This window comes from Paraburkholderia sp. BL18I3N2 (genome assembly GCF_003001875.1).
GTDB lineage: Bacteria > Pseudomonadota > Gammaproteobacteria > Burkholderiales > Burkholderiaceae > Paraburkholderia > Paraburkholderia phytofirmans.
In genome coordinates this window covers 65,726-91,837 of sequence record NZ_PVNC01000007.1, presented here as the reverse complement: position 1 = coordinate 91,837, position 26,112 = coordinate 65,726, and the positions used below count along the sequence as shown (strand labels likewise).

At 63.0% G+C, this 26,112-nt stretch carries 24 protein-coding genes and 1 tRNA gene; 16 read left to right on the top strand and 9 right to left on the bottom strand.

The window, feature by feature from the left end; genetic code table 11:
• Position 1: 1 nt before the first annotated feature.
• Positions 2–1,486 (bottom strand): sensor histidine kinase, encoded by a 1,485-nt coding sequence (locus B0G75_RS20200; protein WP_106310026.1) that lies wholly within the window; start codon positions 1,484–1,486, stop codon positions 2–4.
• 243 nt (positions 1,487–1,729) lie between these two features.
• On the opposite strand from B0G75_RS20200, the gene B0G75_RS20195 reads away from it, so the two are divergent.
• The 5 genes from B0G75_RS20195 (at position 1,730) to B0G75_RS20175 (ending at position 4,218) form a co-directional block, all read left to right on the top strand.
• Positions 1,730–1,906 (top strand): DUF1328 domain-containing protein, encoded by a 177-nt coding sequence (locus B0G75_RS20195; RefSeq protein ID WP_106310023.1) that lies wholly within the window; start codon positions 1,730–1,732, stop codon positions 1,904–1,906.
• A gap of 107 nt (positions 1,907–2,013) precedes the next feature.
• The gene (locus B0G75_RS20190; RefSeq protein WP_006052455.1) at positions 2,014–2,175 is read left to right on the top strand and encodes a DUF1328 domain-containing protein; all 162 of its coding nucleotides are present in this window, start codon (positions 2,014–2,016) and stop codon (positions 2,173–2,175) included.
• Between the two features lie 101 nt (positions 2,176–2,276).
• Positions 2,277–2,849 (top strand): bacterioferritin, encoded by a 573-nt coding sequence (locus B0G75_RS20185; RefSeq protein WP_106309350.1) that lies wholly within the window; start codon positions 2,277–2,279, stop codon positions 2,847–2,849.
• A 287-nt stretch (positions 2,850–3,136) separates the two neighbouring features.
• Positions 3,137–3,769: a response regulator transcription factor gene (locus B0G75_RS20180; RefSeq protein WP_012433643.1), complete on the top strand. Its 633-nt coding sequence runs from the start codon at positions 3,137–3,139 to the stop codon at positions 3,767–3,769.
• A gap of 20 nt (positions 3,770–3,789) precedes the next feature.
• Positions 3,790–4,218, top strand: coding sequence for a response regulator (locus B0G75_RS20175; RefSeq protein WP_106310021.1), 429 nt, complete (start codon positions 3,790–3,792; stop codon positions 4,216–4,218).
• A 28-nt stretch (positions 4,219–4,246) separates the two neighbouring features.
• On the opposite strand, the gene B0G75_RS20170 is transcribed toward B0G75_RS20175, so the two are convergent.
• Positions 4,247–5,446, bottom strand: coding sequence for an MFS transporter (locus tag B0G75_RS20170; RefSeq protein WP_106309347.1), 1,200 nt, complete (start codon positions 5,444–5,446; stop codon positions 4,247–4,249).
• Between the two features lie 212 nt (positions 5,447–5,658).
• Between B0G75_RS20170 and B0G75_RS20165 the strand changes: the two genes are divergently transcribed.
• Positions 5,659–6,144 carry a DUF2569 domain-containing protein gene (locus B0G75_RS20165; protein ID WP_106309345.1) on the top strand — a complete coding sequence of 162 codons (486 nt, stop codon included), beginning with the start codon at positions 5,659–5,661 and terminating at the stop codon, positions 6,142–6,144.
• 10 nt (positions 6,145–6,154) lie between these two features.
• Here B0G75_RS20165 and B0G75_RS20160 read toward each other — a convergent pair whose 3' ends face one another.
• From B0G75_RS20160 to B0G75_RS20135, 6 genes are all read right to left on the bottom strand, one after another.
• Positions 6,155–6,982, bottom strand: a complete 828-nt coding sequence (locus tag B0G75_RS20160; protein WP_106310018.1) for a phosphodiesterase — start codon at positions 6,980–6,982, stop codon at positions 6,155–6,157.
• A gap of 45 nt (positions 6,983–7,027) precedes the next feature.
• On the bottom strand, positions 7,028–8,074 hold the full coding sequence (locus B0G75_RS20155; RefSeq protein ID WP_106309342.1) for an ABC transporter ATP-binding protein: 1,047 nt from the start codon (positions 8,072–8,074) through the stop codon (positions 7,028–7,030).
• Positions 8,071–8,973, bottom strand: a complete 903-nt coding sequence (locus B0G75_RS20150) for an ABC transporter permease (RefSeq protein WP_106309339.1) — start codon at positions 8,971–8,973, stop codon at positions 8,071–8,073. The genes B0G75_RS20155 and B0G75_RS20150 overlap by 4 nt, the downstream gene beginning before the upstream one ends.
• A 47-nt stretch (positions 8,974–9,020) precedes the next feature.
• A complete protein-coding gene (locus B0G75_RS20145; RefSeq protein ID WP_012433636.1) occupies positions 9,021–9,845 on the bottom strand; it encodes an ABC transporter permease in 825 nt (274 codons plus the stop codon).
• On the bottom strand, positions 9,842–10,831 hold the full coding sequence (locus B0G75_RS20140) for an ABC transporter substrate-binding protein (RefSeq protein WP_374956908.1): 990 nt from the start codon (positions 10,829–10,831) through the stop codon (positions 9,842–9,844). The genes B0G75_RS20145 and B0G75_RS20140 overlap by 4 nt, the downstream gene beginning before the upstream one ends.
• 251 nt (positions 10,832–11,082) lie before the next feature.
• Positions 11,083–12,153: a LacI family DNA-binding transcriptional regulator gene (locus B0G75_RS20135; RefSeq protein WP_106309333.1), complete on the bottom strand. Its 1,071-nt coding sequence runs from the start codon at positions 12,151–12,153 to the stop codon at positions 11,083–11,085.
• A 182-nt stretch (positions 12,154–12,335) separates the two neighbouring features.
• Here B0G75_RS20135 and B0G75_RS20130 point away from each other — a divergent pair.
• Positions 12,336–12,420: transfer RNA gene (locus B0G75_RS20130), tRNA-Leu, on the top strand.
• 214 nt (positions 12,421–12,634) lie between these two features.
• On the opposite strand, the gene B0G75_RS20125 is transcribed toward B0G75_RS20130, so the two are convergent.
• The gene (locus B0G75_RS20125; RefSeq protein WP_106309330.1) at positions 12,635–16,231 is read right to left on the bottom strand and encodes an indolepyruvate ferredoxin oxidoreductase family protein; all 3,597 of its coding nucleotides are present in this window, start codon (positions 16,229–16,231) and stop codon (positions 12,635–12,637) included.
• A gap of 97 nt (positions 16,232–16,328) precedes the next feature.
• On the opposite strand from B0G75_RS20125, the gene B0G75_RS20120 reads away from it, so the two are divergent.
• From B0G75_RS20120 to B0G75_RS20080, 9 genes are all read left to right on the top strand, one after another.
• Positions 16,329–17,234 (top strand): LysR family transcriptional regulator, encoded by a 906-nt coding sequence (locus tag B0G75_RS20120; RefSeq protein ID WP_106309327.1) that lies wholly within the window; start codon positions 16,329–16,331, stop codon positions 17,232–17,234.
• Positions 17,235–17,466: 232 nt separating this feature from the next.
• Entirely contained in the window at positions 17,467–18,549 is a 1,083-nt protein-coding gene (locus B0G75_RS20115; RefSeq protein WP_106309324.1) for a LacI family DNA-binding transcriptional regulator, read from the top strand.
• A 195-nt stretch (positions 18,550–18,744) separates the two neighbouring features.
• Positions 18,745–19,416, top strand: coding sequence for an isochorismatase family cysteine hydrolase (locus B0G75_RS20110; protein ID WP_106310015.1), 672 nt, complete (start codon positions 18,745–18,747; stop codon positions 19,414–19,416).
• A gap of 145 nt (positions 19,417–19,561) precedes the next feature.
• The gene (locus B0G75_RS20105; RefSeq protein ID WP_106309321.1) at positions 19,562–21,127 is read left to right on the top strand and encodes an ABC transporter substrate-binding protein; all 1,566 of its coding nucleotides are present in this window, start codon (positions 19,562–19,564) and stop codon (positions 21,125–21,127) included.
• A 7-nt stretch (positions 21,128–21,134) separates the two neighbouring features.
• Positions 21,135–22,070: an ABC transporter permease gene (locus B0G75_RS20100; protein WP_106309318.1), complete on the top strand. Its 936-nt coding sequence runs from the start codon at positions 21,135–21,137 to the stop codon at positions 22,068–22,070.
• Entirely contained in the window at positions 22,067–23,038 is a 972-nt protein-coding gene (locus B0G75_RS20095) for an ABC transporter permease (RefSeq protein ID WP_106309315.1), read from the top strand. The genes B0G75_RS20100 and B0G75_RS20095 overlap by 4 nt, the downstream gene beginning before the upstream one ends.
• Positions 23,035–23,886: an ABC transporter ATP-binding protein gene (locus B0G75_RS20090; RefSeq protein ID WP_258194587.1), complete on the top strand. Its 852-nt coding sequence runs from the start codon at positions 23,035–23,037 to the stop codon at positions 23,884–23,886. The genes B0G75_RS20095 and B0G75_RS20090 overlap by 4 nt, the downstream gene beginning before the upstream one ends.
• The gene (locus tag B0G75_RS20085) at positions 23,876–24,715 is read left to right on the top strand and encodes an ABC transporter ATP-binding protein (protein WP_106309312.1); all 840 of its coding nucleotides are present in this window, start codon (positions 23,876–23,878) and stop codon (positions 24,713–24,715) included. Before B0G75_RS20090 ends, B0G75_RS20085 begins: the two co-directional genes overlap by 11 nt.
• Positions 24,716–24,899: 184 nt before the next feature.
• Positions 24,900–26,069: a porin gene (locus B0G75_RS20080; RefSeq protein WP_106309309.1), complete on the top strand. Its 1,170-nt coding sequence runs from the start codon at positions 24,900–24,902 to the stop codon at positions 26,067–26,069.
• The last annotated feature ends 43 nt before the right edge of the window (positions 26,070–26,112 follow it).

Below are 26,112 nucleotides of genomic sequence, written 5' to 3'. Positions count from 1 at the left end.
GTTATACGGAGCTTCGCGAAGGCGTCGCCGGCGGCAGATCGACCGACGGCGTCGCGGTGCTCGCGCTCGGCATTTGCACGTGGATGTCGGTGCCGTTCGGCACGCCGCGCCGGATATCGAAGCGCCCGCCATGCGCGGCGACGCGCTGGCGCATGCCCAGGAGGCCGTGGGTGTGCGTGCGGTTCAGATCGGCCGGCATGATGCCGACGCCGTTATCGGCGATATGCAGCGCCACTTGGCCGTCGCCGATCTGCAAGGCAATCGATACCTTCGAGGCTCGCGCGTACTTGGCCGCGTTGGTAAGCGACTCCTGCGCGACACGGAACAGCGCGATCTCCGTTTGCTCGTCGAGCTTGATATCGTCGGCGGGCAGGTGCAGGTCGAGCGTCCAGTTGTTGCGCTGCGCGGCTTCGTCGGCGAGCGTGCGCAAGGCGGTGACGAGCCCGAAGTTGGCCAGCACCGTAGGCCGCATATCTTCGATGATGCGGCGCTTCAGCGCGATGCCCTGGTCGAGATTGGCGAGCGCCCGTTTGAGTTTCTCGGCGATGGCCGGCTCGCTGTCCTTCAGCTTGCGGTTGGCCCACGCCACATCCATTTTGCTCGCCGTCAGAATCGCGCCGAGTTCGTCATGCAATTCGCGCGCGAGCTGGGTCTTCTCGTTTTCGCTGACCGCCTGCAAGTGCCAGCCGAGCGCCTCGAGTTGCCGGGTGCGTTCGTTGACGAGCTGGTCGAGACTTTCCTGTTGTGTGATCAATTGACGCTGCACACGTGCCTGACGATCGATCTGAATGCCGAGATTGCGAAACAGCAGAATGAACAGCACGATGTTCAGCGCCGAGAGACCCGCTGCGCACAGCGTGGAGATGCGCTGATCGCCGCGGCTCGCGGCGAGCGCGTGTTGCGCGCGGCGTTCCTCGTTGTCGCGCAGCAGCGAGAGCGTGCTGTCCACCAGCGATGCGTCGGCGGGATTGGCCTCGCCCGCGCCGCCGCAAGCGGATAAGTCGAGCGGATGCGGCGCTACGCGTTGCAGCGCGGACGTGCCCGCGCCGATCCTCGCATCGATCAGGGCAAGAATCTGCGTGAAGCTGGCGAGCTCGGCGCTGTCCGCTTTGCCGCCACGGTAGAAGCGGTTCAATTGCTGTTCGCTCTGGCGGATGCGCACCGCGGTCGCGCAGAATTCATGCGCGGCGGCGTCCTGCTTCGTCAGAAGAAAGTCGCTTTGCTGGGCGCTCAGGCGCGATAGCTGGCTCGCCAGCGTGCTCAGTTGCACGGTGACGTCGCGCGCTTCGAGCGCGGTTTCGTATTCGGCGGCAATGCGCTGGCGCGCGGTCTCGAGTATCACGAGGCCGCCCACGGTAATGACGATCGCTACCGTCATGGCGATTGCCCAACTGCGGCTGCGCATCCAGTCGCTCAGCCGGGCGGCGGCCCCAGCCGTGGTGCGACCCGCGTCACCCGTGTCCGGCACGTTCTGCACATTTGGCACATTCGGCTCCTCTGATGGGGCATCAGTGTAACGTCCGCCGCATCCGGCGATGGTGCCGCCATCGCGCGGCAGTTGCGGCGCCGCACGTCGGCCTGGCGAGGCGATCGTGCGCGCCGTAACGCCGCCGTAATCCAATGTAAGCGGATTCTCACACGAAAACCGGCGTGCGTCGGAATGCGCCGCGCGTGGCTGATCGATAGGATGGACCTGATCGTTCAATCATTGTTTCGGGAGGAAGCCATCATGCTGAAATGGGCGTTGTTCTTCGCCGTCATCGCGGTGATCGCCGGTCTTCTCGGCTTTACCGGTGTCGCGGCGGGCGCGGCGGCGATCGCCAAGTTCCTGTTCGTCGTGTTCGTGATTCTGTGTGTGGTGTTCCTCGTGCTGAGCTTCGTGGTGACGAAAAAGATCGTCGATTAGCGCTGCTCGATGAGGAAGTAGCGAGCCGCTTTTCAACGTGCGAGAACGGTCCGCCAATCAGTGTCGTGTGCCCATGCCATGCAGATACAACAAGAAGGAGAGTCGTCATGCTTCACTATGCCATCGTCTTTTTCGTGATTGCGATCATCGCCGCCGTGTTCGGTTTTACCGGCATTGCAGCGGGCGCGGCCGAAATTGCCAAGATCCTGTTCTACATTTTCCTCGTCGTATTCGTGGTCACGCTGCTGCTCGGCGTCTTCCGAACGTAGACGGGTGGTCATTCGCGGCCAACGTTGCTTGTGCCGGCGCATCAGGCGCGATTCGTGCGTGATGCGCACTTCCCCCTCATACCGGATAAAGGAGAAATTCAATGTCGAAGTCATTAACTGCTCAGGGTGCACCGACTCAATCCAGCGATCCGTTCGTGATGGATCTGAAAAAGATTCGCGAAGACGCGCGCAAGCACATGTCGGATGGTCCGGTCACGCAATCCTACGGCGCGGATCGCGAGACGGTGCTGAAGCTGTGTAACGATGCACTGGCCACGGAAATCGTCTGCGTGCTGCGTTATAAGCGGCATCATTTCATGGCGAAAGGCATTAACTCCGAAGCTGTGGCCGCAGAGTTCGCCGCGCATGCTGCCGAGGAACAGCAACACGCCGACAGCATCGCCGAACGGATCGTGCAATTGGGCGGCGAGCCGGATTTCGCGCCGGACGGTCTGAAGACGCGCTCGCATTCGGAATACAAGGAAGGCGCGAACCTCACGGACATGATCAAGGAGAACCTGATCGCCGAGCGTATTGCGATCGATACGTACCGCGAGATCATTCGTTATCTGGGCGATAAGGACGTGACGACGCGTCGTATGTTCGAAGAAATTCTCGCTGTCGAAGAAGAGCATGCCGACGACATGGCGGATCTGCTCGAAGGCCGCGAGTAAACAACAGCGCGCAGCCGCGTGCGGCGGCGCGAAAAACGTACAACGCGGAAGCGAACAGCGCATTAAAGAAACCTGGCGCGACGGCAAGCGGCAGCGCTGTACATCTCGCCCCGCTCAGCCGGTTCGGGCAGCGTGGGGGACGGCGCTGAGGGCGCGGGCTGGCCGCAAGGTGTCCCGCCCCGGCATGCGCCGCCCGGTTTTCCCAATCGGGCAGAAGCCATGCCGGAGATCATTACAATGTCTGCTTTGGAGCGATTCCATTGTTTCATTGCACGGACACCAAACCGATGATTCGAGTGCTGATAGCTGACGACCATGCGATCGTCCGAGGTGGCTTCAAACAGTTCGTCGCCGACGAGCCGGATATGTGCGTCGCGGCCGAAGCGGCCACCGGCGACCAGACCATCAGTCTCGTGCGCGAACAGGCCTTCGACGTGGTGCTGCTCGACATCGCGATGCCGGACAAGAACGGCATCGACACCTTGCGCGTGATCAAGCAGGTGCGCCCTGAGCAGGGCGTGCTGATTCTGTCGGGCTACCCGGAGAGCCAGTACGCAATCAATCTGCTGCGCGCCGGCGCGAACGGTTATCTGAACAAGGACTGCGAGCCGGAGGAAATCGTGCGGGCGATTCGCGCGGTGGCGCGCGGGCATCGTTACCTCTCCGAGGCGGTCGCCGACACGCTCGCCGACAACCTCGACAAACCTGCGGCAGGGCGTCCGCACGAAGCGCTCTCCGAGCGCGAGTTCCAGATTTTCTGCAAGCTCGCGGCGGGGCAGATTCCCACTGACATCGCGGAGGAATTGCATCTTTCCGTGAAGACCGTGAGCACTTACCGGGCTCGCGTGCTGGAGAAAATGCGGTTGGCGAACAATGCCGATCTGACTTATTACGCGATCAAGAACGGCTTGATCGAATAATGGACGATCGAGATATTCCGATGAACAGCGAATCGAGCCCTGTTGCCGACCCAGCCCGCCACGCGCCGTTGCGCGTGCTGCTGATCGAGGATTCGCCGCTGATTCGCAGAAGCCTCGTGGAAACGATCGACGCGTCCGGCTTGCTCAAGGTCGCCGCATACGCGGATTCCGCTGATGAGGCTATTGCACTGCTGAGCGACGAGTCCTTCGACGCGGTGATCGTCGACCTGCAGTTGAAGCAGGGCTCGGGCGTGCCGGTGCTCGCCTACTTGCAGCGCGAAGGATTGATCGACAGGGTGTTCGCCGCGGTGCTGACGAATCACGCGTTGCCCGCTTACCGGGAGCGCTGCGAGCAATATGGCGTGCGGCACTTTTACGACAAGTCGTTCGAATTCGACCGCGTGATCGACGCGCTGCACGAATACGCGTACGCGCGAAGCAGCAAGTAAGCGCTCCGCGCCGTGCAAATAGCGTGGGCTAGTTCTCCGCGCGTGCGGGAAGCGCCAGATGATTCCACGCCGCCAGCCCCGCGAACACGATCCCGGCCACGCTCACACCAATCCATCCGAACGCCGGCCACACCACAGCGCCGACACCGGAGCCGAGTGCTCCGCCGATGAAATACGCAACCATGTACACCGTATTCACGCGGCTGCGCGCGTCCGGCTTGAGTGCGTAGATGCGCGACTGATTGGAAATCTGCGCGGCCTGCACGCCGATATCCAGGATGATCACGCCGACCACGAGTCCCGCGATGCTCTTCGCCGATACGCCGAATACGACGAACGAAATCGCCACCAGCACGATCGACAGGGTGATGATCGCGCGCGGTCCGCGGCGATCGGAAAACTTGCCGGCGAGCGGCGCGGCCATCGCGCCTGCCGCGCCGACGATACCGAATAGCCCGGCTGCCTGCGGCCCGAGATGAAACGGCGCGCCGGCCAGCAACAAGGCCAGCACCGACCAGAAGATACTGAATGCCGCGAACAGAGCCGCGCCGGTGAGCGATGCTTCGCGCAGCTCACGATGCTCGACGATCAGATGCCACATCGACACCAGCAGCTTGCCGTAGGTTAGCGTCGACGTCGGCTGGCTTTTCGGCAGCCGCGTCATGATGACGGCCGCCAGCACCAGCAGCGCGACCACGGACGCGCCGAAGACCGCGCGCCAGCCGAAATATTCGGCGATCAGGCCCGACGCCGTTCGCGCCAGCAGAATCCCCAGCAGCAAACCGCTCATCACCGTGCCGACCGCGTGGCCGCGTTCGGACGGCGGCGCGATTTCCGCCGCGAACGGCACCGCTTGCTGCGCGATGGTGGCGAGCACGCCGATCGCCAGGCTCGCGACGATCAGCACGGTCAGCGTCGGCGCCGCAGCCGCCACGACCAGCGCGACGCAGATGGCGGCGATCTGCAACAGGATCAGACGACGCCGGTCGAAACGGTCGCCGAGCGGCGCAAGCAGCAGCATGCCGGCCGCGTAGCCGAGTTGCGTGACGGCCGGCACCGCGCCGACCCACGACGCACTGTGCGGAAACGATTGGCGGAAGTCGTCGAGCAGCGGCTGGTTGTAATAGATGTTCGCAACCGAGACACCGGCGATGGTGGCGAGCAGAAACAGCAGGCCGCGCAACGACCGGTCGGAGGAAGCGGGAGTGGACGCGTTGGAAGTGGACATGAGAGGGTGCAGTCGACGGACCGGCCCATGCGCGGTCCTCAAGCGTGCCGATCATACCGGAGCACGGCGGATCGTGCTGACGGCTACGAGGCGGAGCAGCACGTTGGCAGTACTGGCCTCACAACGCCTTGCCAACAAAATGAGATGGTTGTTCGGCTTTCGTTCGTAGAATCGGCGCGCCTTATCCGACCGACGATTATCAGAACGACTCCATGACACCGATTACGAAACATGAACCTCGACGCATAGGCGGTTCGCTGCTCGTCGCGCTGATTTGCCTTGCGGCGTGGGCGCTCCATACCGCGATCGCGATGCGCGATCCGCTAAAACTCATGCTCGAATGGGAACTGCTGGCCGTGTTCGCGCGGCCCGAGACGCACGGCTGGTATCGCACCGTGATCGTGATGGTGGGCTGCGACGTGCTCACGGGCCTGTTCATCGTCGTGGGCATGGGTTGGCTGGCGCTGCTTGCATGGCGCAAGTCGCCGCGTTTTACCGCGCACGTTCAGGCCTGGCTGCTGGCGATTGTCGCAATGCGCACCGGCGCGTATCTGCTCGGCGATTACATGACGCACGCGATCGGCATCGACATCGACATTCCATTCGACGGCTTCATTCAGGCTGTCGTGGCGGCCGCGCTCGGGATTCCGTATTTCAGGCTTTCCCGGCGCGTTCGCGAGACTTTCATCGACGCCTGACACGCAGGCGTCAATCGATCAGATCACCTTCGGGCTCGTAAAACGGATACGGGCCATCGGCTCTCTCGACATACGCGTGATGCGTGACGATGCCGGTCGCCGGATCGTAGTGATGCAGCGCATACGCGGGCGGTTCCATCATGAACGCGGACGGCGCATCGTCGCGCAGATCGAGCGCGACCTGATGCGCGGGCGCCGGCACCGCGGAGGCGATCGTGCCGCCGAAACGCACGAACATGGGTCGGTGCACATGCCCGCAGATCACCCGCTCCACATTCGGATAACGCGCGATCAGCGCGGCGAGTTTGTCGGCGGCGGCGGGATCGAGCCGCAGTTCGTCCATATGCCCGATGCCGCACACGAACGGCGGATGATGCAACGCGACCACCGTCGGTTTGCCCTGGGCCGCATCGAGCTGCGTGGCGAGCCACGCGAGCCGCGCATCGCACAGATCGCCGGCGCTTTGTCCCGGCACCATCGAATCGAGTGCGATGATCCGCAGCGGTCCGACATCGACGGCGTATTGCACGAACTCGCCACCGCTTTGCAATTCCTTGCGATCGGGAAACGCGGCGCGCAACGCAGTACGTTCGTCGTGATTGCCGACCAGCATGAAGTAGGGCATCTCTAGCGGCGCGAGCAGTGTCTTGAGGTGTTCGTACTGTTCCGGATCACCCTGATCGACGAGGTCGCCGGTCATGATCACCGCGTCGGGACGCGGCTCCAGCGCATTGAGGGCGGCGACGCAGCGTGCGAGATAGGCGCCGGTGTCGACGCGACGATAAGCGAGCGCGCCGGGTCGTTTGATATGCAGGTCGCTAATTTGGGCCAGCAGCATGGGGATGTCCTTGTTATAGCGCGCCATAAAAACAGCGCGGCTTCATTACGATAGCGCAATCAGCGCGTCCTGCGCGATGGAAATGCCGACCGGCGTGCCGCGCGCCAATTCCACACGGCCGGCTACGTCGATCAGCAACGCGTCCGGCGCGGCGCCGCCGACCGTCAGACGCGTGCGCTCGCCGAGAAACGCGGTGCTTTCGATATGTCCACGCAATTGCGCGTGAGCGGGATCGGCCAGATAAGCGTCTTCCGGGCGGAAGAAAATTTCGTGCGCCGAGTTCGCGTGCGCGGAGCCCGCGGGCAGCGGCACGGCACCGCCCGTGGTACTCAGCATGCCGTCGCGCCGCTCGCCCGCAAGCCGGTTGATCGTGCCGACGAACTGCGCGACCGTGCGATTGGCGGGCCGGTAATAGATCTCGCGCGGCGAGCCGATCTGTTCGATACGCCCCGCGCTCATCACGACGATGCGGTCGCCCAGTTCCATCGCTTCGGCCTGATCGTGCGTGACGTAAACCGTCGTGATGCCCAACTCGCGCAGCAGCGTGTTCATCTCGCTGCGCAAGGTGTCGCGCAGACGGGCATCGAGGGCGGTCAACGGTTCGTCGAGCAACAGCACGCGCGGCTGCACGGCGAGGGCGCGAGCGAGCGCCACCCGCTGACGCTGACCGCCGGAAAGCTGATCGATAGGCTTATCGGCGTGGGCGGTGAGACGCATCATGCCGAGCAGTTCGTCGACGCGTTGCCGCGCCGTTTCGGCCGGCACGCGCTTGATTTTCAAACCGTAGCTGATGTTGCCGCGTACCGTCAGATTCGGAAACAGCGCGTAGCTCTGGAACACCATGCCGACCTGGCGCTTTTCGATCGGCAGCGCGGTGACGTCGTCGTCGCCGAAGGCAATGCGGCCGCCGGCATCCGGCGTTTCCAGACCCGCGATCATGCGCAGCGTCGTGGTCTTGCCGCAGCCGGACGGCCCGAGCAGCACCAATGTTTCGCCGGCGTCGATATGCAGGTCGAGCGGTTCGAGCACGCGTGTGCCGCGAAACGTTTTCGCGCATTGCGTGAGCGTGATGGGAACGGAGGCGAGTTTCATGGCTGGATGGCCTTTGAAGAAGAGCGCGCGACGCGTTTTTTCGCCGCGTTGCGCTGGCCGGTCGCATCGACGCCGAGCCATTGCATCGCGACGAGCAGAGGCATCGTCATGATGAAAAACAGAATGGTGTAGGCGCTGCCGATCTCGATGCGCAACGACGCGTAAGTGTCCGCGAGACCGACCGGCAGCGTCTTGGTATCGGGCGTGTGCAGCATCCAGGTGAGGTTGAATTCGCCGATCGAAAGCGTCAGCACCGCCAGCGCACCGGCCACGATGCCGGGGCGCGCATTGGGCAGCACGATCGTCACGAAGCGCTGCAGGAAGTTCGCGCCGAGACTCGCGGCGCCTTCCTCGAGCGTGCGCAGATCGCTGCTCGCGCACACGGCCGCGACCGCGCGCACCATGAAGGGCAGCGTGAACACCACATGACCTACCACGATGAACGCCACGCTCATGCGGAACATCGTGAAGCCGCCGTACACCACCAGCAGCGCGAGCGCGGACGCGAGACCGGGCAGCGCGATCGGCAGCACCAGAAACTCTTCGATGATGCGCGAGAGCCGTGTCTTGCTGCGCGCAAGCACATAACCTGCGGGCACACCGGTCAAGAGCGTGATGAGCAAGGTTGCCGCCGCCACTTCGAGCGAGAGAAACACCGAGCTGTGATACTGCGTCCACACTTCGCCCAGCCAGCGCAGCGTGAGTCCGCTCGACACTCCCTTGAAGTAGTTGACCGTGAGGCCCGCCAGGATCGACATGACGACCGGCACGATCAGGAACGCGCACAGCAGCAGCGTGACGAGCCATTGGCCGGTTGCGAGCCACGTTCTTGTGTCCGGCCAGCGCACGCGTGAACGCGGTTTGGCGGGTGGTTGTAGAGAGGTAGTGATGGAGTTCATTGAAGTCCTATCCTCCGCTTTGGAAGCCGCAGGTTTTGAAACGCCGTTCATGCGCTTGCCGCCACGGCCGAGCCGCTTACGCTGCGCGCCAGGGCCAGCACGGCCCACGTCACGATGCCGAGCACGATCGAGAGGCCTGCGGCCGTCACCATGTTCGCGTTGAGGGTGAACTCGGTGTAGATGGTCATCGGCAGCACGTCGATGTCGGTGGCGAGCGTGAACGCTGTGCCGAACGCGCCCATCGCGGTAGCGAAGCACACCGCGCCCGCCGCGATCAGCCCAGGCGAAAGCGCGGGCAACACGATGTCGCGCGTGATGCGCCATGGCGACGCGCCGAGCGAACGCGCGGCTTCTTCAAGCGATGCATCGAGCTTGGTCGCCGAAGCCATCACGGTGACGATCACGCGCGGAATCGAGAAGTACAGGTAGCCGAGAAAGAGCCCGCTCATCGAGTAGGCGAAGACCCAGCGGTCGCCCGTGAGTTTCAGCGAGAGCGCGCCGATCAGCCCCTGGCGTCCCGCCAGCATGATGACCATGAAGCCGACCACCACGCCGGGAAACGCCAGCGGAAACGTGAGCAAGGCAAGCAGCGTGCGTTTCAAAGGAAACTCGCGCCGCGCCAGCAGCAGACCCGCGATCACCGAGAGCACCAGCGTCGCTGCCGTGACCGCCGCGGACAGCAGCACGGTCGCGCCGAGGCTCGACATGTAGCGCGGATTCGTCAGCATCGCGCGATAGGTGGCGAACGCGTGGCCATCGCCGCTCAACTGCGCGAGCGCGCCCATCGGCAGCAGCCAGAAGGCGATGAACACTGCCAGCGCCGGCGCGATCAACGCGATGCGCCAGCGCAGCGGGAACGTGATGTCGTTCAATGCATCACCTGCAGATAACGCTCGCCGAAGCTCGACTGCTTCTCGGCCATCTTGCCGAAGTCCACCGGCTTGGCGCGCGCATAGTCGCTGGCCGGCAGGAATTTGGCGGCGGTTTCCGGGCTCATCGCATTCGCGCGCACCGGACGCAGGTAGGCGTCGGCCCACAGTTTCTGGCCTTCGTCCGAGAGCACGAAGTCGAGTACCTTCTTGCCGTTCGCCTCATGCGGCGCGCCCTTCACGAGACTCATCACGTACGGCACCGAGATCGTGCCTTCCTTCGGAATCACGAATTCAACGTTCGCGTGATCCTTGTACTTCGCGCGGTAGGCGTCGAAATCGTAGTCGAGCAGGATGGGGATTTCACCGGACATTACGCGTGCATAGGCGGTCTGCTTCGGCACGATCGGCGCGTTGGCTTTCAGCTTGCGAAACCAGTCGAGGCCCGGCTCGAAGTTATCGAGCGTGCCGCCGAGCGCCTGGTTCACCGCGACCGCGCCCGCATAGCCGACAAACGCGCTCGACGGATCGAGGTAGCCGATCATGCCTTTGTACTCAGGCTTGAGCAGGTCGGCCCACGAGCGCGGCACGGGCTTGCCTTCGAGTGCGTCCTTGTTGACGAAAAAGCCCAGCGTGCCCGAGTGGATCGAGAACCAGTACCCTTGCGGATCTTTCAGGTTGGCGGGAATGTCGTCCCAATGCGCGGGCTTGTACGGCTGGATCACGCCCTTGTCCTTCGCCTGGAAAGCGGACGAGACGCCGAGATACACGACGTCGGCCACCGGGCTTTTCTGCTCGGCCATCAGTTGCGCGATCGACTGGCCGGAGTTCTTGTTGTCGAACGGCACGCGAATGCCGGTCTTTTGCTGGATCGCCTTGATCTGGCTCGCCCAGTCGGCCCATTCGGGCGGGCAGTTGTAGCAGATCGCGGATTCATCGGCGTGCGCGGCTTGCGGTGCGATCGCGGCGAGCGCGGCGGCGACCACCATGCCGGCCGACAGCGCGGCGGCCGTGGTGCGAGCGAGGCGGCGCCAGAGCGGCCGTAGCGGTTGGATTGGCGAAGCGAAATGTTTGGAAGAGCGGATCACTGCGGGTCTCCAGGAAGAAGCGAGCGGGTGGTTCGGGTTTTGGGGTGGGTGACTCAAAGTCGTCTTGCGGGGCAGCGGGGTAAACGTTTTCATGTCGGCATGTGTCGGTGCATGTCGCGCTTAAGTTGGTCAACGCGCGCTTGCGCGGCGCTTCAGGCGAACGGCCGCTCGGCGGGCATTGATGTACGCGTAGGCGTTGCGTCGTCGCGGCTCGAAATCGCCGCGATCGTGGCGCCCTGGCGCAAGCTGTGCGGCAAGGTCAGCTTGAGCGAGGTTTCGCTCGACGCTTCGTACCTGCCAGTGACGCGCGCCAGCAAACGCTGCCAGGCCGCGCAGCCGATTTCGCGATTCGGCGCGCAGATGCTGGCGAGCGCGGGCGACAGCAACTCGCCCATTGCAAGGCCGTCGAAGCCGAGAATCGACATGTCGTGGGGAATCTGCAGACGCGCGCGGCGCAGGCCGCGCATGACCACCATCGCCAGCAGATCGTTACTGCAGAAGAGGGCGCTCGGGCGGTTCGGGCCGCTCGTCAGATGAGCGAGCACCGAGGGCGACAGTTCTTCGGCGTTGAAATCGACTTCGAGCGCCGGCGCCGGCGTGAGGCCGGCCTGCTGCATTGCCTGCGAATAGCCCAGATGCCGCTGACGGGCGCGATCGGAAGCGGCCAGCGTGCCCGCGAGCATGAGGATGCGGCGATGGCCGTGCGCGATCAGCATGCGCACGCCGTCGTAGGCGGCCAGACGATTGTCCACCGAGACCGACGGGCGACGCACCGTGTCGTTATGCATCAGCACATAGAGCAGTCCCGCGCGGTCGAGTTCGTCGAGCAGCGGGTGCGTGTCGGCATCGGCGACAGTCAGGATCAGGCCTTCGACGCGGTGTTCGCGCAGCGTTTCGATGGCGTGGCGTTCGCGGTCGGCGTCGTACTGCGTGGTCATCAGCATGAGCCGGTAGCCTTGCGCCGAGGCGAGTTCGTCGATGCCTTGCAGGCACTCGGCGAACACGGGATTGGCGAGCGTCGGCAGGATCACGCCGATCAGGCGCGTGCGTTCGCCGCGCAATTGGCGGCCGAGCGGGCTGGGGCGGAAGTTCAGGGCGTCGATGGACTGACGCACCTTGTCGAGCGTGACCGGGTTGACGGTATGCGGCGCGTTGATCGCGCGCGACACGGTGGCGATGGAGAAGCCGGCGTGGGCAGCGACATCTTTGATCGTCGGGATCATGGTTTCCGCTCGGGTGTAAACGTTTTCGTGAGCGGATTATCGGGAAGGTTTGTGACTTGAGGATGACGCCGGTATTTGCGGATACGGCTTGGGGAACTGGAGGCGGGCGGAGCGTCGGCGGGGCGGTTTGGTACGCCCGGCGGGCAATGGTAGAATTCGCGTCCACACGCGTTTCGACCCCCGCCGGGGTGATGAAATTGGTAAACATAGCGGACTTAAAATCCGCCGCCTAACGGCTTGCCGGTTCAAGTCCGGTCCCCGGCACCACCTGTCCCAGTAAGGGATTCGTCTGTTTTGCGGTTTGACCGCCCATCTTCGCGGTGTGGGTTTTTCTGCCTCAGCCGGATTCCATCGCGTCACCTCGTCTACCCGATCCAGCCCACAGACGTCTGCGCGACGGCCTCATCAAGCGGCAAAAGGCGGGGCACTCCCCTCAGCCAGTGCGCGTACCGTTCCGACTTACCGTCAAGCATTGTCGTTTTCATAGCGCCTGTTCGAAAAGTCGGGAAGACGAAACAGGCGGTGTGCCTGCATCGGCCCGGTATTCGGCAAGCCAGCGTTCGCGCTTCGCTGCCGCGGCGAGCACGTTGCGCTCCTTGACGTGACCGAAGCCGCGAATCTCGTCGGGCAGATTGGCGAGCTTCATTGCTGTATCGAATCGGGCGGTGTCGAGCGTTGCGCAGAATTCGTCGATCAGCGCGAAGTACTGCGCGATCAGTTCACGTTCATTGCGCCGTTCTTCCGTCTTGCCGAATACATCGAACGTCGTGCCGCGCAGGAACCTGAATTTTTCGAGCACGCGGAACAGCGTGAGCGTCCATTGTCCGAATCGCCGCTTCTTCAGGTGGCCGTGCTCGTCGCGTCTGGCGAGCAAGGGCGGCGCGAGATGAAACGCGAGCTTGTAATCGCGACCCGGCTCGCCCTCGAACTGAGCCCGCAGCTTGTCCATATAAGCCGGTTCCGCGTAGAGACGAGCCACTTCGTACTCGTCCTTATAGGTCATCAGTTTCGCCAGATTGCGCGCGACCACCGGCGTGAGGCGCGGTTTTGCTCCGCCCATGAGCGCCGTTTCCTTCGCGCGCAGCCGTTCGACCGCTTCGACATAGCGAGCCGCATAGCGAGGGTTCTGGTAGACACTCAACCGCTCGACGTTGCGCTCGATCAGCCGGTCCAGCGATTCCGGCATCTGCACGACAACGGCCTGCTGTCTCGCGGACTGCGGCGTAAAAGCATCCGCGGCGGCTTCGCCGTGCTGTGCGACATAGCGGCCCCATTCGAACGCCAGCCGATTCTTTTCGACGGCCACGCCATTCAGTTCGATCGCGCGATCGAGACTGTCGTAGCCGAGCGGCAGCCAGCCGCGTTGCCAGACAAAGCCGAGAAGCAGGGGATTGGCATAGAGCGTATCGCCCAACAATGCGAGCGCGAGACGATTGGCGTCGATGAAATCGCAGTCGTCGCCGATGCTCGCGCGCAGATCCTGTTGCGTCTGATCGGCCGGAAAACTCCATTGGGGATCCCGCACGAACTGCGCGGTCGGCGTGGCGCCGCTGTTGACCGCCGCTTTCGTGATGCCGCGTTGCGTGCGTGCCAGCACTTCAGCGGAAGCGGAGACGATCGCATCGCAGCCGAGAATCAGGCGCGCTTCACCGGCTGCAATCCGCGTGGCGTGCAATTGGTCGGGTGACGCGGCGATCTGCACATGACTGAGCACGGCGCCGCCTTTCTGTGCGAGCCCGGCCATATCGAGCACGGTGACGCCTTTGTTTTCAAGGTGAGCCGCCATGCCCAGCAAGCCGCCGATCGTCACGACGCCGGTTCCGCCTACGCCTGTCACCAGCACGCCGTACGGCTTCGCGAGTGAGGCAATCACGGGCCGAGGGAGCGCCGCGAAATCGGGCAACGCGGCGGCGGATGCGGGTTTAGCGGGCTTTTTCACCTGCGCGCCTTCCGCCGTGACGAAACTCGGGCAGAAGCCGTTCACGCACGAAAAATCCTTATTGCACGACGACTGGTTGATCTTGCGCTTGGTGCCGAGCGGCGTTTGCAGCGGCTCGACCGACAGACAGTTCGACTGCACCGAGCAGTCGCCGCAACCTTCGCATACCGCATCGTTGATAAAGGCGCGCTTCGCCGGATCGGGATACGTGCCGCGTTTGCGGCGCCGGCGTTTTTCGGTTGCACAGGTCTGGTCGTAGATCAGAATGGAGGTACCCGCCATCTCGCGCAGCTCGCGCTGCAAGCGGTCGAGCTCGTCGCGGTGATACACCTTCACGCCTTCCGGAAGGCGAATGTTCGCGTCGTATTTCTCCGGTTCGTCGGTCACGATCAGCACGTGCTTCGCGCCTTCCGCAACGACCTGAAACGCGATCTGCGGGACGGTGAGCACGCCGTCCACCGGTTGGCCACCGGTCATCGCGACCGCGTCGTTGTAGAGCACCTTGTAGGTGACGTTCGCGCCAGCCGCAATCGACGCGCGGATCGCGAGCAGCCCCGAATGAAAATAGGTGCCGTCGCCCAGATTGACGAACACGTGACGCTCATTCGTGAAATGCATCTGGCCGGTCCACGCGACGCCTTCGCCGCCCATCTGACTGAAGGTCTCCGTCTTGCGGTCCATCCACATCGACATGTAGTGGCAGCCAATGCCGGCCAGTGCGCGCGAGCCTTCCGGCACACGTGTGGATGTATTGTGCGGGCAGCCCGAACAGAACCACGGTTGCCGCTCCGTCACGGAACGCGGCGTGGCCGCCTCGCGTTCCTTGGCCTCGATCACGGCCACGCGTGCTTCGATCCGCGCCCGCAAATCGGCGGGCAGGTCGGCTTTAGCAAGGCGCCGGGCGATCGCTTTCGCGATCAATGCAGGCGACAGCTCGTAGTGCGCGGGCAGCAGCGTCTGCCCGCGCGGCACGGACCATTCGCCACCTTCGTCGTCGCGCTGATCGAACTTGCCGAACACCTTGGGCCGTACGTCGTCGCGCCAGTTATATAGTTCCTCTTTGAGTGCATATTCGAGAATCTGGCGTTTTTCTTCCACCACCAGAATCTCGTCGAGTCCGGTTGCGAAGTCGCGCGCGTTCTGCGCATCGAGCGGCCATACACAACCTACTTTCAGCACGCGTATGCCGATGCGGGCGCAGGTTTCGTCGTCGAGAGAGAGGTCGGCGAGCGCTTGACGCACGTCGAGATACGCCTTGCCCGCGGTCATGATGCCAAGGCGTGGGTTGGGGCTGTCGATCACCACGCGGTTGAGCTTGTTAGCGCGAACATAGGCGAGCGCCGCGTACCACTTGTAGTTCAGCAGACGCGCTTCCTGCGCGAGCGGCGGGTCGGGCCAGCGGATGTTGAGGCCGCCTGCGGGCATGTCGAAGTCTTCCGGTAGGACGATCTGCAAACGGTCCGGATCGATGTCGATCGACGCGCTCGATTCGACCACGTCCGTGACGCATTTCATCGCGACCCACAGACCCGCGTAGCGGCTCATGGCCCAGCCGTGCAGACCGTAGTCGAGATACTCCTGCACGCTTGCCGGATACAGCACCGGAATGCCGCTTGCCACGAACATATGCTCCGACTGATGCGCGACCGACGACGACTTCGCCGCATGGTCGTCGCCCGCCAGCACCAGCACGCCGCCGTTCGGATCGGTGCCGGCCGCATTCGCGTGCTTGAAGACGTCGCCGGTGCGATCGACCCCAGGGCCCTTGCCGTACCACATGCCGAATACACCGTCGACCTTGGCGCCCGGCCAGAGATTGAGCTGCTGTGTGCCCCACACGGCAGTCGCGGCGAGATCCTCGTTAACCCCTGGTTGAAACACGACGTCGTGTTCTTTCAGATGCTGCTTCGCTTTCCAGAGACCCTGATCGAGAGCGCCGAGCGGCGAGCCGCGATAGCCGGACACGTAGCCCGCGGTATTGAGGCCGGCGCGGCGGTCGCGCGCCTTCTGCAGCATCGGCAAGCGCACCAGCGCCTGCGTGCCGCTCATATAGACGCGGCCCTTTTCTAGCGTGTATTTGTCGTCGAGCGATACGGAGGCAAGCGCGTCACGTAGTGGAGGCGTTAGCGGGGCGTTCATGGGGAAGTCTCCGGCGGCTTTTATTAGAGGCGGAGTATAGGAAGCGGAATTTCCAACGTAAAATCACGAATACCGAATCCTGCTATTCGAAAAACACATGTCAAAAGACGTTACCTTGCGGCAGATGCGCTACTTCGTGGCGGCAGCCCAGAGCGGGCAGTTTTCGATGGCGGCGACGGCCGAGCATGTGTCGCAATCGGCGATTACCAATGCGGTGCTCGCATTGGAGGAAACCCTGGGTACGCGGCTCTTCGAGCGCCTGCCTCAAGGCGTCACGTTGACGCCGGACGGGCACGATTTTCTGAACCACGCGAGACACATACTCGATTCGGTGCGCGACGCGGTCTACAAGGCGCCGTTCCGCTCGCACGATCTGAAAGGGACCGTGCGCATTGCGGCGTCGTATACGGTGCTGGGCTATTTTCTGCCCGAGTTGCTGGCGCGTTTTCGCGCGACCTATCCCGACATCGAGATCGATCTGCACGATCTGGATCGCGAGTCGATTGAACAGGCCGTGTTAGCCGGCGACGTCGATCTCGGTATCGTTCTGCTTTCCAATGTCGAAAATATCAGGCGTTTCCGGCACCATGTGCTGATTCGCTCGCGCCGGCAGTTGTGGACCGCGCCGACTCATCCTCTCGCGCAGCTCAATGCGCCTTCGCTCGCGGATATCGCGAGTTATCCATATATTCTGATTACGGTGGACGAAGGCGAGCAGTCGACACTGCGCTACTGGAAGCAGAACAACGTCGAACCGAATATCGCCTTTCGAACCAGTTCAATGGAAGCGCTGCGCGGTCTGGTCGCGCATGGTTTTGGCGTCACGATTCTGTCTGACATGGTGTTTCGGCCGTGGTCGCTGGAGGGCAAGCGGATCGATGCGCGGCCCATTCTCAACGCGATTCCGCAGATGGACGCGGGCATGTTGTGGCGCAAAGGCGCAACGCTGGATACGCCCGCGGTTGCGTTCCAGCAGTTCCTCATTCATGCATGCGGGAGTTGAAGGCGGGGCGTGAGCGGGCCGATGAGAATGACACTGGATGGCTTGCGTTGACGCTATTGATCGCACGCGTATCTGTTTTTCGCATAGCCTGAATGTCGTTTCCCTTGTGCTCAGGCGGCGACCGACTCACACCTCAAAGCCGCGCCGACATTGGCCGAAGCCGGGACGCACTATAATCGCCCCGATGCATCGATTCATTGAGAATCGATCGACGACCTTTTCGCCTTCCGTCATGCCCAAAGAGAGAGCCAGCAAACCCGTCAAGCCCGCGTTGCGCAGCCGCAAGTCTCCGCAAGGCTCGCCCACCGTGCAGGACGTCGCGCGTCTCGCGAAGGTGTCGGTCGGCTCGGTGTCGCGTGTGTTGAACGGCCGCGAGAATGTGGCGCCGGCCATTCAGGAGGCGGTGCGCGCCGCGGTGGCCGAGTTGAATTTCGTGCCGAACGTGGTGGCGCGCAGCATGCGCAAAGGCAGTTCGAGCGCGATTGGCTGCCTGATTTCCGACATCACGCAGCACACCGCCGCCCAGATGGTGAGCGCCGCCGAAGAGCGCCTGCGGGCACGAGGTTTCGAGATTCTGATCGCCAATTCACACTACGATCTCGAGCGCGAACGGGCCATTCTGTCGAGCCTGAAGCAGCGCCGCATCGACGGATTCATCGGCGCGATTTCCGACGACGAAACGCCTTCCTATTTCAACTTCTTGCATACCCTGAATATGCCGGTCGTGCTATGGGAGCGCGATGCCCAAGGTGAATTCAATTCGGTGCTGACCGATCACGCCGACGGCTGCCGTCAGGCTGTGCGCTATCTCGCGTCGCTCGGGCATCGTGCGATTGCGCTTGTGGCCGGCCACGAAAACACGTGGGTGGGACGCGAGATGGTGCGTGGCTATCAGGCCGCTTGCGAGGCCGCCGGCATCGCGCTCGATCCGGCGCTCGTGCTGCGTACCAGCGCCTTCAACAAGGACGTCTGCCGGGCGCTGCTGAGCGCTGCGCAGCCGCCTTCCGCGATCATCGCCACGCTGAACGACGTGGCCATCGTGCTCGAAGTCGTGCGGGAAACCGGGCTGTCTATTCCGGCCGACCTGTCGGTGATTTCCATCGGCGAGCACGAGTATTCCGGCATCGCGTCGCCGGCCTTGACCGTCGTGACGCAGAACCCGCGCGACGTCGGCCGGGAAGCAGCGGACATGATGTTGCAACTGATCGACGGCAGCGCGCCGTCCGGCATCCGCCGCTCCAAACATCCCATGCGGATGATCGTGCGCGAGTCGTGCGGCGCGCCGCGCAGCCCGACACGCCGCAAAAAGCGCTAACCCGGCTCGATTCCCAGGGTTTATACGATCGCAAAGTTGCTTGACAGCGGATTTTTCGCCGTCGACATTGCGGATATGCGCTAAATGAATCGATTCACCAAAACTTCAGGACGAAACATGAGCGACAGGAAAAACGCGTTACGGTCGGGGCAGGGCGACAGCGAGGAAGGTGGCCGCGCGGGCCGTCGGCGGTTCATGAAAACGGCGGGCGCGCTGGCCGGCGCGGTGGCGACGGGACTCGGTCTCGATGGCTGCGGAGATGGCGGAATCAGCGCCGCGTCCGCGCAGAGCGTGGGTGCGCCGCTTCCGGCGCTCGTGCCGGCGCAAACGGCGCTTGTTGTTATGCATTATCAGACCGACATCCTGGGGCTCTTTCCGTCGGTCGCGCCTACGCTGCTCGCGAACACGCGCAAGCTGTGCGATGCCGCGCGGGCCAAAGGCGTCAGCGTCTATTTCGCCAAGATCCAGTTCAGCCCGGGTTATCCGGAAGTCAGCCCGTTGAACAAGAACGGGCAAGGGCTCAAGCAGCTCGGCCTGTTCATCGGCGACAAAATCGCGCCAGAGCTCGGCCAGCGAGCCAGCGAACCGCTCATCGTCGGGCACCGTGTAAGCGTGTTTTTCGGTACCGACCTGCAGGCGCGGCTTTCCGCACAGGGTATCGACACGCTGATCATGGTCGGCATCGCGTCGACGGGTGTCGTGCTTTCGTCGGTCGCCTATGCGAGCGACGCGGACTTCCGCTTATACACCGTCAAGGATTGCTGTTACGACCCGGATCAGGTCGTGCACGATCATCTTTTTTCCACGGCATTCGATTCGCGCACGACGGTGCTGTCGCTCGCCGATGCCTCGTTGCTGCTTGCCTAGACCCGCCGCAGAGCGTTCTGAATCCACCAGCCAGGGTTTCCGATATTTTTAAGAAGTTGACTCGCCGCGCCAACCTCACTATTGTCTGTGAATCGATTCACGAGACTGTGGCGAATCGGCCGGCATTGAAAAAGCAGAGGATTTCATGACTTTCAGCAGCAGGCGACGACAATTGCTCCGTGCGGGCGCCGCGGGCATCGCGGGGCTTTCCCTGCCGTTCGCATTCGGAGGCCGTGTCTTCGCGGCCGAGGCAGGGATCCTGTCGGTCGCCATTCCGAGCAATCCGCAGACGCTCGATCCGATCAACCAGCCAAATCACGACGTGATGGCGATCAATCAGTTGATCTTCGAGAATCTGGTCGGCATCGACGCGCGCGGTCAACGGGTGCCGCAACTGGCGCGCACATGGACGATTTCGCCGGACAAACTCACGTACACGTTCGATCTGCAGCGCGGCGTGAGTTTTCAGAACGGTCAGCCGTTCACCTCCGCCGATGTGAAATACAGCTTCGACTACGTGCTGAATCCCGCGAACAAGGCGTTCCGCCGGCCGTTCTGGACCGTGATCGAATCGGTAAGCGCACCGGACGCGAATACCACCGTGATCCGCCTCAAGCGCCCTTACCGGCCGTTGCTCGACTACATGTCGAAGTACATGGGTATTTTTCCAGTAGGCAGCCGCGAGCAGCACCCGGCCGACTACTTCAAGCAGACGCCGATTGGTGTCGGCACGGGGCCGGCCATTTTCGTGCAGTCGAAGGCGAACGACTTTGTCGAACTGAAGCGCAATCCGGCTTATTGGGGCAAGGGCGAGCCGCATTGGGACAAGGTGGTGTTCCGCATCATCCCGGAAGAGTCGTCGCGGCTTGCCTCGCTGATGTCCGACCAGACGCAGATCATCAGTGCGCCGCCGGCCCAGACGTTCGCGCAGATCCGCACCTCGGCGGGCCTCGCGGGCGACAGCCGTCCCTCGCCGACCAGCCCGCTGATGACGTGTCTGAACAACCGCAAGGCGCCGTTCGACGATCCGGCGTTTCGCCGTGCGGTATCGCTCGTGCTGGACCGGGTCAAGGTCTGCCGCGATCTGTGCTACGGCGCGGTCAAAGCGAGCAGCATGCCGTTTGCGCCGGAGTCCTCGTGGTACGACGCGGGCTCGGCTGCAAGCCTGGCTTTCAATCTGGACCAGGCGCGAGCGGCATTGAAAAGCTCGAAGTACGCGAGTGGCGCATCGTTCGATCTGCTGTATGTGCAGCCTGCGTATCTGATCGATACATCGTCGACGGCGCTTTTCATTCAGGCGCAACTGGCGTCGCTGGGCGTGCGCGTCAATCTGCGTCCGCTCGATTTCGGCCAGATGATCTCGCAGGTGCTGGTCGGCAACCACGCGGCGGCGTTGACCGGTTTCATCGCGCCACCGGAGCCGACGTATCTGCTCAACGCGCTGTTCAGACCCGGCGAAAGTCTCTGGAAAGCGAGCGGCTACGAGAGCGCCGAGTTGCTCAAGCTGATCGACGACAGCTATCTGGTCGACGATCCGGCCGCGCTCAAGCCGATCCTCGCGAAAATCCAGCAGGTGCTGGCGCGCGACTGTCCGGCCGTCTGGATCGGCGCGTTGGAAGTGCAGAATCTGTGGCGCAGCAACGTCAAGGATTTTCAGGTGAACACCGGTTTCTCGCTGAAGCTCGACAACGTTTATCTCGCGAAGGCATGAGGTCGATATGAAAGCCGTTTCGAGGCTGTTTTCGTCTGTGCTGGTGCTGCTGGTGGTGAGCGCGCTGCTGTTCGCGATGTGCCGCGCGACACCCGTGTCGCCCGCGCGTCTGACGTTGGGCAGCGACGCCAGCGTCGAACAGATTGCCGCGTTCAATCATCAATACGGACTGGACCGGCCTGTCGCCGCGCAATACGGCAGGTGGCTGAACGGTGCGCTTGCGCTCGACTTCGGCAAGTCGTACGCGACCGGCAACCCGATCGGCCCGCAAATCGCCGATACGTTGCCGAATACCGTCGAACTCGTCACGCTGTCGTTCGTGTTTACGATCGTCGTGTCGATCGTGCTCGGCACCGTCGCTGCATTGAAGGAGAACAGCGGCACGGACCATTTGCTGCGAGCCGTGGCGATCGTCGGCTTATCCGTGCCGTCGTTCTGGCTGGGGTTGTTGTTGATCCGCTATGTCGCTTTGAAGACCGGGTGGTTTCCGGTGGGCGGGCTCACGCCCTGGTCGGACGGCATGGCGTCGCATTTGCTCGCGCTAGTGCTGCCCGTACTGACGATGTCCGTGTACTACATCTCGGTGTTGAGCCGTCTGGTGCGGGCGAACATGGTCGACGCGCTTTCGCAGGATTATGTGCGAACCGCCAGAGCGCTCGGTTTGCCGCCGTCGCGTATCCGCCTGTATGCGTTGAAGAACGCGTTGCCGTCACTAGTGAGCACGGCCGCGATGAGTTACGGCTACATGTTCGGCTGGGCGTTGATCGTGGAGCAGATTTTCAATTTGCCGGGCGTCTCGCGCGCGTTGCTCACGGCGATCTTCCAGCGCGACTATCCGACGGTGCAGGCCATCGTGCTCGTGATCACGACGATCTTCATCGCATCGAACACCTGCGCCGACGTACTGCACGGTTATCTCGACCCGAAGGCGAATAGAACATGATGGCTGATTCATCTCTACCCAACGTGCACCGCAAGCCGCATGCGCTCGGCACATGGCTCGCATCGGCCGGCCGTTTGCTGCGCGCGCTGATGCGCGAACCGGCCGGTGCGATCGGTCTCGTGACGATCGTACTGCTCGCCGCGATCGCAGTGTGCGCGCCGTGGCTGCCCTTGAAAGATCCACTGCAGCTCTATATCGAACATCGACTGGAAGCGCCTGGCGCGGCTTTCTGGCTCGGTACCGATCAGGTGGGCCGCGATATTCTGAGCCGCACCATCTGGGGCGCTCGCGCGTCGCTGTCCATTGGACTCTGCGCGGTTGCGATCGGCCTCGTGCTCGGCACGGGCATCGGCCTCGTGGCGGGCTACAAGGCCGGCTCGTGGCTCGACGAAACACTGATGAAAGCGATGGAGGTGCTCGCGTCGATTCCGCTGTTGATCTGGGCGATCGCGCTCGTCGGCATTACTGGCACCGACACGTTACATGTCGGCATGCTTGCCATTTCGAACGAAACCAAACTGGTGCTGCTGATCGGCGTGCTGTACGCGCCGGGTCTTGCGCGGCTCACCCATAGTCTCGCGAAGGCCGAGTCGCAAGCGGAATATGTCGCCGCACGGGTTCTGCAAGGCGCGAGCGGGGCGCGCATCATGTTCTCCGACGTTCTGCCCAACATCATTTCGCCGGTACTGATCCAGGCGACGCTGCTGCTCGGCGTGACGATCATCGTGGAAGCGTCGCTCAGTTTCATCGGCCTCGGCGTGCAACCGCCTACACCGAGTTGGGGTGCGATGCTCTCCGACGCGCGCGCACTCATCTTCACCGACAACTGGTGGGTATCTGTGTTCCCGGGCGCGGCGGTGTTCGTCAGCGTGCTCGCCTTCAATCTGTTCGGCGACTCGATGCGCACGATTCTCGACCCGCGGCGGCGCAATGCGCAGGCGGCCAATGTACCGGGGGCGTCGCTATGAACGCTATGAGTGAAGAGCTGCTGTCGATTGAAAACCTGCGCGTCGCCTTCGGTTCGGGCAAGACGCAAACCGAAGTTTTGCACGGGCTCGATTTGCAGGTGGGACGCGGCGAGGCGGTCGGTCTCGTCGGCGAATCGGGTTCGGGCAAGAGTGTCGCGTCGCTGGCGGTGCTCGGCTTGCTTGGCAACGCGGGGCGCATCAGCGGCGGCCGTATCGTGTTCGACGGCGAAGACTTGAGCCATGCGTCGGAGGCGCGCATGCGGGCATTGCGCGGACGGCGCATCTCCATGATCTTTCAGGATCCGGCCACGGCGCTCAACCCCGCTTTCACGATCGGCGCGCAACTCGCGGACGTGATCCGCGCCCACCGTCCGCTGCGCGGCCGAGCGATACGCGACGAAGTGCATGCCGTGCTCGCACGCGTCGGTTTCAAAGACCCGCGCGCCACGGAGCGCGCGTATCCGCACGAACTGAGCGGCGGCATGAAGCAACGCGCGATGATTGCCGCCGCGATTGTCTGCGAGCCGGCGCTGCTGCTCGCGGACGAGCCCACCACCGCGCTCGACGTGACCGTGCAGGCGCAGATCGTCGAGCTGCTGCGAACGCTGGTGGACGAGATGGATCTCGGCCTCGTGTTCATCACGCACAACCTCGACCTGATGGCGGAACTGTGTTCGCGCGCCGTCGTGCTGAAACAGGGATACGTGGTCGAAGCCGGCCCGGTGGAGGATATCTTTCTGCGGCCTGCGCACGACTACACGCGGCATCTGATCGCGAGCATTCCGCGTTTGCCGGCTACGCGTGCTGCGGGCCGACATCAACCTGAGGAGCCGCGCAATGTCCGTTAACGTGCCGAACTCCGCCCTGGCCGCGCAGCCGATCTTCGCGCTGCAGGAGGTCGGCAAATCTTATGCGCTGGCGCGTTCCCCGCTCGAACGCATGTTCAACCGGCGCCGCTTTCATGCCGTGTCGGGCGTGACGCTCGAGGTGACGAAGGGCGACGCGCTCGCTATCGTCGGCGAAAGCGGCAGCGGTAAATCGACTGTCGCGCGCATGATGGTCGGCCTCACCGCGCCGACCACCGGCTCGATCTGTTTCAGAGGCGACGCGTTGAACACGATGACGCGCGCGCAGAACGCGACGTTTCGTCAGCGTGTGCAGATGGTGTTCCAGAGCACGACGAATTCGCTGAACCCGCGCAAGACGATCGCCACGACGCTGGCCGAAGCGATCGGCAACGACGGCGTGCCGGTGCGTCAATTGCTCGACATGGTGCGGCTGCCGACATTCGTGCTGGCGCGCTATCCGCATCAGCTGTCGGGCGGTCAGCGCCAACGCGTGGGCATCGCGCGGGCGCTCGCGCGCCGCCCGGAACTGGTTGTCGCCGATGAACCGACTTCCGCGCTCGACGTATCGATCCAGGCGGAGATCATCCGGCTGCTGCGCGATCTTCACCAGAGCGCGGGTGTTTCGCTGGTAGTGATCAGTCACGATCTGGCGCTGGTCGGCGAACTGTGCCAGCGCGTGGTGGTGATGCGGGAAGGTCGCGTCGTGGAGGCGGGAGCCGTGGATCAGGTGCTGTTCGAACCACGCGAGCGCTACACGACGGAGTTGCTGGCGGCTATCCCGAAAGGCATCCGCCGGCATCCCATAGGGTGGCACCAGAGTAAGTGCTAAAAGCACTAACTCTGGTCGACACAGGAGAGGCGGTCCGAGCAGTAGAGAAGAAAATCCGGGTCAAGCAGTGAGCCGGCCCACCTTTGGAATATTTTTTTAAACCTTTGGTGAATCGATTCATTTGCTATCATCAATCGATCGCTAGCCGACCGGGGTGTCGCGATTCCTTGTTTGGAGAAGAGCGGTGAAGGAAAAGTTATTCATCATGGCGGCTCTGCTGGGCGGGAGCGGTTTCGTTCATGCGCAGAGTTCGGTCACGCTGTACGGGATCATCAACGAGGCCATCACTTACTCGTCGAACCAGGGCGGCCACAGCGCGGTGCAGTTGACCGGCAACGGCGAGTACGGCAGCCGCTGGGGGCTGCGAGGCGCAGAAGACCTCGGCGGCAACACCAAGGCGATCTTCACGCTGGAGAACGGCTTTAACCCGACCAACGGCGCGCTCGGTCAGAACAACCGCATGTTCGGGCGCCAGGCGTTCGTCGGTTTTTCGAATCCGGATTACGGCACGCTGACGTTCGGCCGCCAGTACGACGCGATTGTCGGCACCTTGCAGACGATGACGTCCAACGGTGCGTGGGGCGGCGTGATGTTTTCGCATCCGTACGACAACGACAACACCGACGACTTTCTGCGCGTCAACAACTCGATCAAATACGTCTCGCCGAATCTCAAGGGCTTCACCGGCACGGCGATGTACGCGTTCAGCAACGCGCCCGGCGCCTTCGCGAACAACCGCATGTGGTCGGTAGGCGGCATCTATTCGCAGGGCGCTTTTTCGATTGCGGCGGCGTATTCGCTCTATGACCAACCGGGCGTGAACACCACGGCGAACGTGAATACGAACGGCGCGATCACCTGTTGCGATGCGCCGATCACGTCCAAACGCGAGCAGATCGCGGGCATCGGTGCGTCGTATGTGATCGGGCCGGCCAAGCTGAGCCTGATGTACAGCAACGCGATCTACAACAACGTGGGCACGACGCTGACAAGCGGCATCAACTACCGCTTCAACAACTATGAAGCGAATGCGCGCTTCACGCTCGATCCGACGCTGTTCTTCGGCATGGCTTACACGTACACGAGCGACAACATCACCGGCGGTCCGGGCGGACCCACGCAGGTGCACTGGCATCAGGTCAATCTGCTGGTCGACAAGTTCCTCTCCAAACGGACCTCCGTCTATACCGAGGTGATCTATCTGCGCGCGGCCGGCGGCGGTTTTCCGCGGCCCACGGGCGGGCCGTTGCCGGCGACGTCGAACGGCATGCTGGCTTCGCAGATTCAGACCATGTTGCCGTCTTCGGGGCAGAACCAGGCCGTGGTCAGTGTCGGACTCGTGCACAAGTTCTAGCAGCGCTGCATTGGCGGGCGCAAACCGGCCACGCGTTTGCGCC

What these genes read in the sequence shown, in the direction of transcription:
- B0G75_RS20195 (WP_106310023.1), top strand. Translation starts at nt 1,730, where the DNA reads ATGCTGAAATGGGCGTTGTTCTTCGCCGTCATCGCGGTGATCGCCGGT.
- B0G75_RS20190 (WP_006052455.1), top strand. Translation starts at nt 2,014, where the DNA reads ATGCTTCACTATGCCATCGTCTTTTTCGTGATTGCGATCATCGCCGCC.
- B0G75_RS20185 (WP_106309350.1), top strand. Translation starts at nt 2,277, where the DNA reads ATGTCGAAGTCATTAACTGCTCAGGGTGCACCGACTCAATCCAGCGAT.
- B0G75_RS20180 (WP_012433643.1), top strand. Translation starts at nt 3,137, where the DNA reads ATGATTCGAGTGCTGATAGCTGACGACCATGCGATCGTCCGAGGTGGC.
- B0G75_RS20175 (WP_106310021.1), top strand. Translation starts at nt 3,790, where the DNA reads ATGAACAGCGAATCGAGCCCTGTTGCCGACCCAGCCCGCCACGCGCCG.
- B0G75_RS20170 (WP_106309347.1), bottom strand. Translation starts at nt 5,446, where the DNA reads ATGTCCACTTCCAACGCGTCCACTCCCGCTTCCTCCGACCGGTCGTTG.
- B0G75_RS20165 (WP_106309345.1), top strand. Translation starts at nt 5,659, where the DNA reads ATGACACCGATTACGAAACATGAACCTCGACGCATAGGCGGTTCGCTG.
- B0G75_RS20160 (WP_106310018.1), bottom strand. Translation starts at nt 6,982, where the DNA reads ATGCTGCTGGCCCAAATTAGCGACCTGCATATCAAACGACCCGGCGCG.
- B0G75_RS20155 (WP_106309342.1), bottom strand. Translation starts at nt 8,074, where the DNA reads ATGAAACTCGCCTCCGTTCCCATCACGCTCACGCAATGCGCGAAAACG.
- B0G75_RS20150 (WP_106309339.1), bottom strand. Translation starts at nt 8,973, where the DNA reads ATGAACTCCATCACTACCTCTCTACAACCACCCGCCAAACCGCGTTCA.
- B0G75_RS20140 (WP_374956908.1), bottom strand. Translation starts at nt 10,831, where the DNA reads ATGGTGGTCGCCGCCGCGCTCGCCGCGATCGCACCGCAAGCCGCGCAC.
- B0G75_RS20135 (WP_106309333.1), bottom strand. Translation starts at nt 12,153, where the DNA reads ATGATCCCGACGATCAAAGATGTCGCTGCCCACGCCGGCTTCTCCATC.
- B0G75_RS20125 (WP_106309330.1), bottom strand. Translation starts at nt 16,231, where the DNA reads ATGAACGCCCCGCTAACGCCTCCACTACGTGACGCGCTTGCCTCCGTA.
- B0G75_RS20120 (WP_106309327.1), top strand. Translation starts at nt 16,329, where the DNA reads ATGTCAAAAGACGTTACCTTGCGGCAGATGCGCTACTTCGTGGCGGCA.
- B0G75_RS20115 (WP_106309324.1), top strand. Translation starts at nt 17,467, where the DNA reads ATGCCCAAAGAGAGAGCCAGCAAACCCGTCAAGCCCGCGTTGCGCAGC.
- B0G75_RS20110 (WP_106310015.1), top strand. Translation starts at nt 18,745, where the DNA reads ATGAAAACGGCGGGCGCGCTGGCCGGCGCGGTGGCGACGGGACTCGGT.
- B0G75_RS20105 (WP_106309321.1), top strand. Translation starts at nt 19,562, where the DNA reads ATGACTTTCAGCAGCAGGCGACGACAATTGCTCCGTGCGGGCGCCGCG.
- B0G75_RS20100 (WP_106309318.1), top strand. Translation starts at nt 21,135, where the DNA reads ATGAAAGCCGTTTCGAGGCTGTTTTCGTCTGTGCTGGTGCTGCTGGTG.
- B0G75_RS20095 (WP_106309315.1), top strand. Translation starts at nt 22,067, where the DNA reads ATGATGGCTGATTCATCTCTACCCAACGTGCACCGCAAGCCGCATGCG.
- B0G75_RS20090 (WP_258194587.1), top strand. Translation starts at nt 23,035, where the DNA reads ATGAACGCTATGAGTGAAGAGCTGCTGTCGATTGAAAACCTGCGCGTC.
- B0G75_RS20085 (WP_106309312.1), top strand. Translation starts at nt 23,876, where the DNA reads ATGTCCGTTAACGTGCCGAACTCCGCCCTGGCCGCGCAGCCGATCTTC.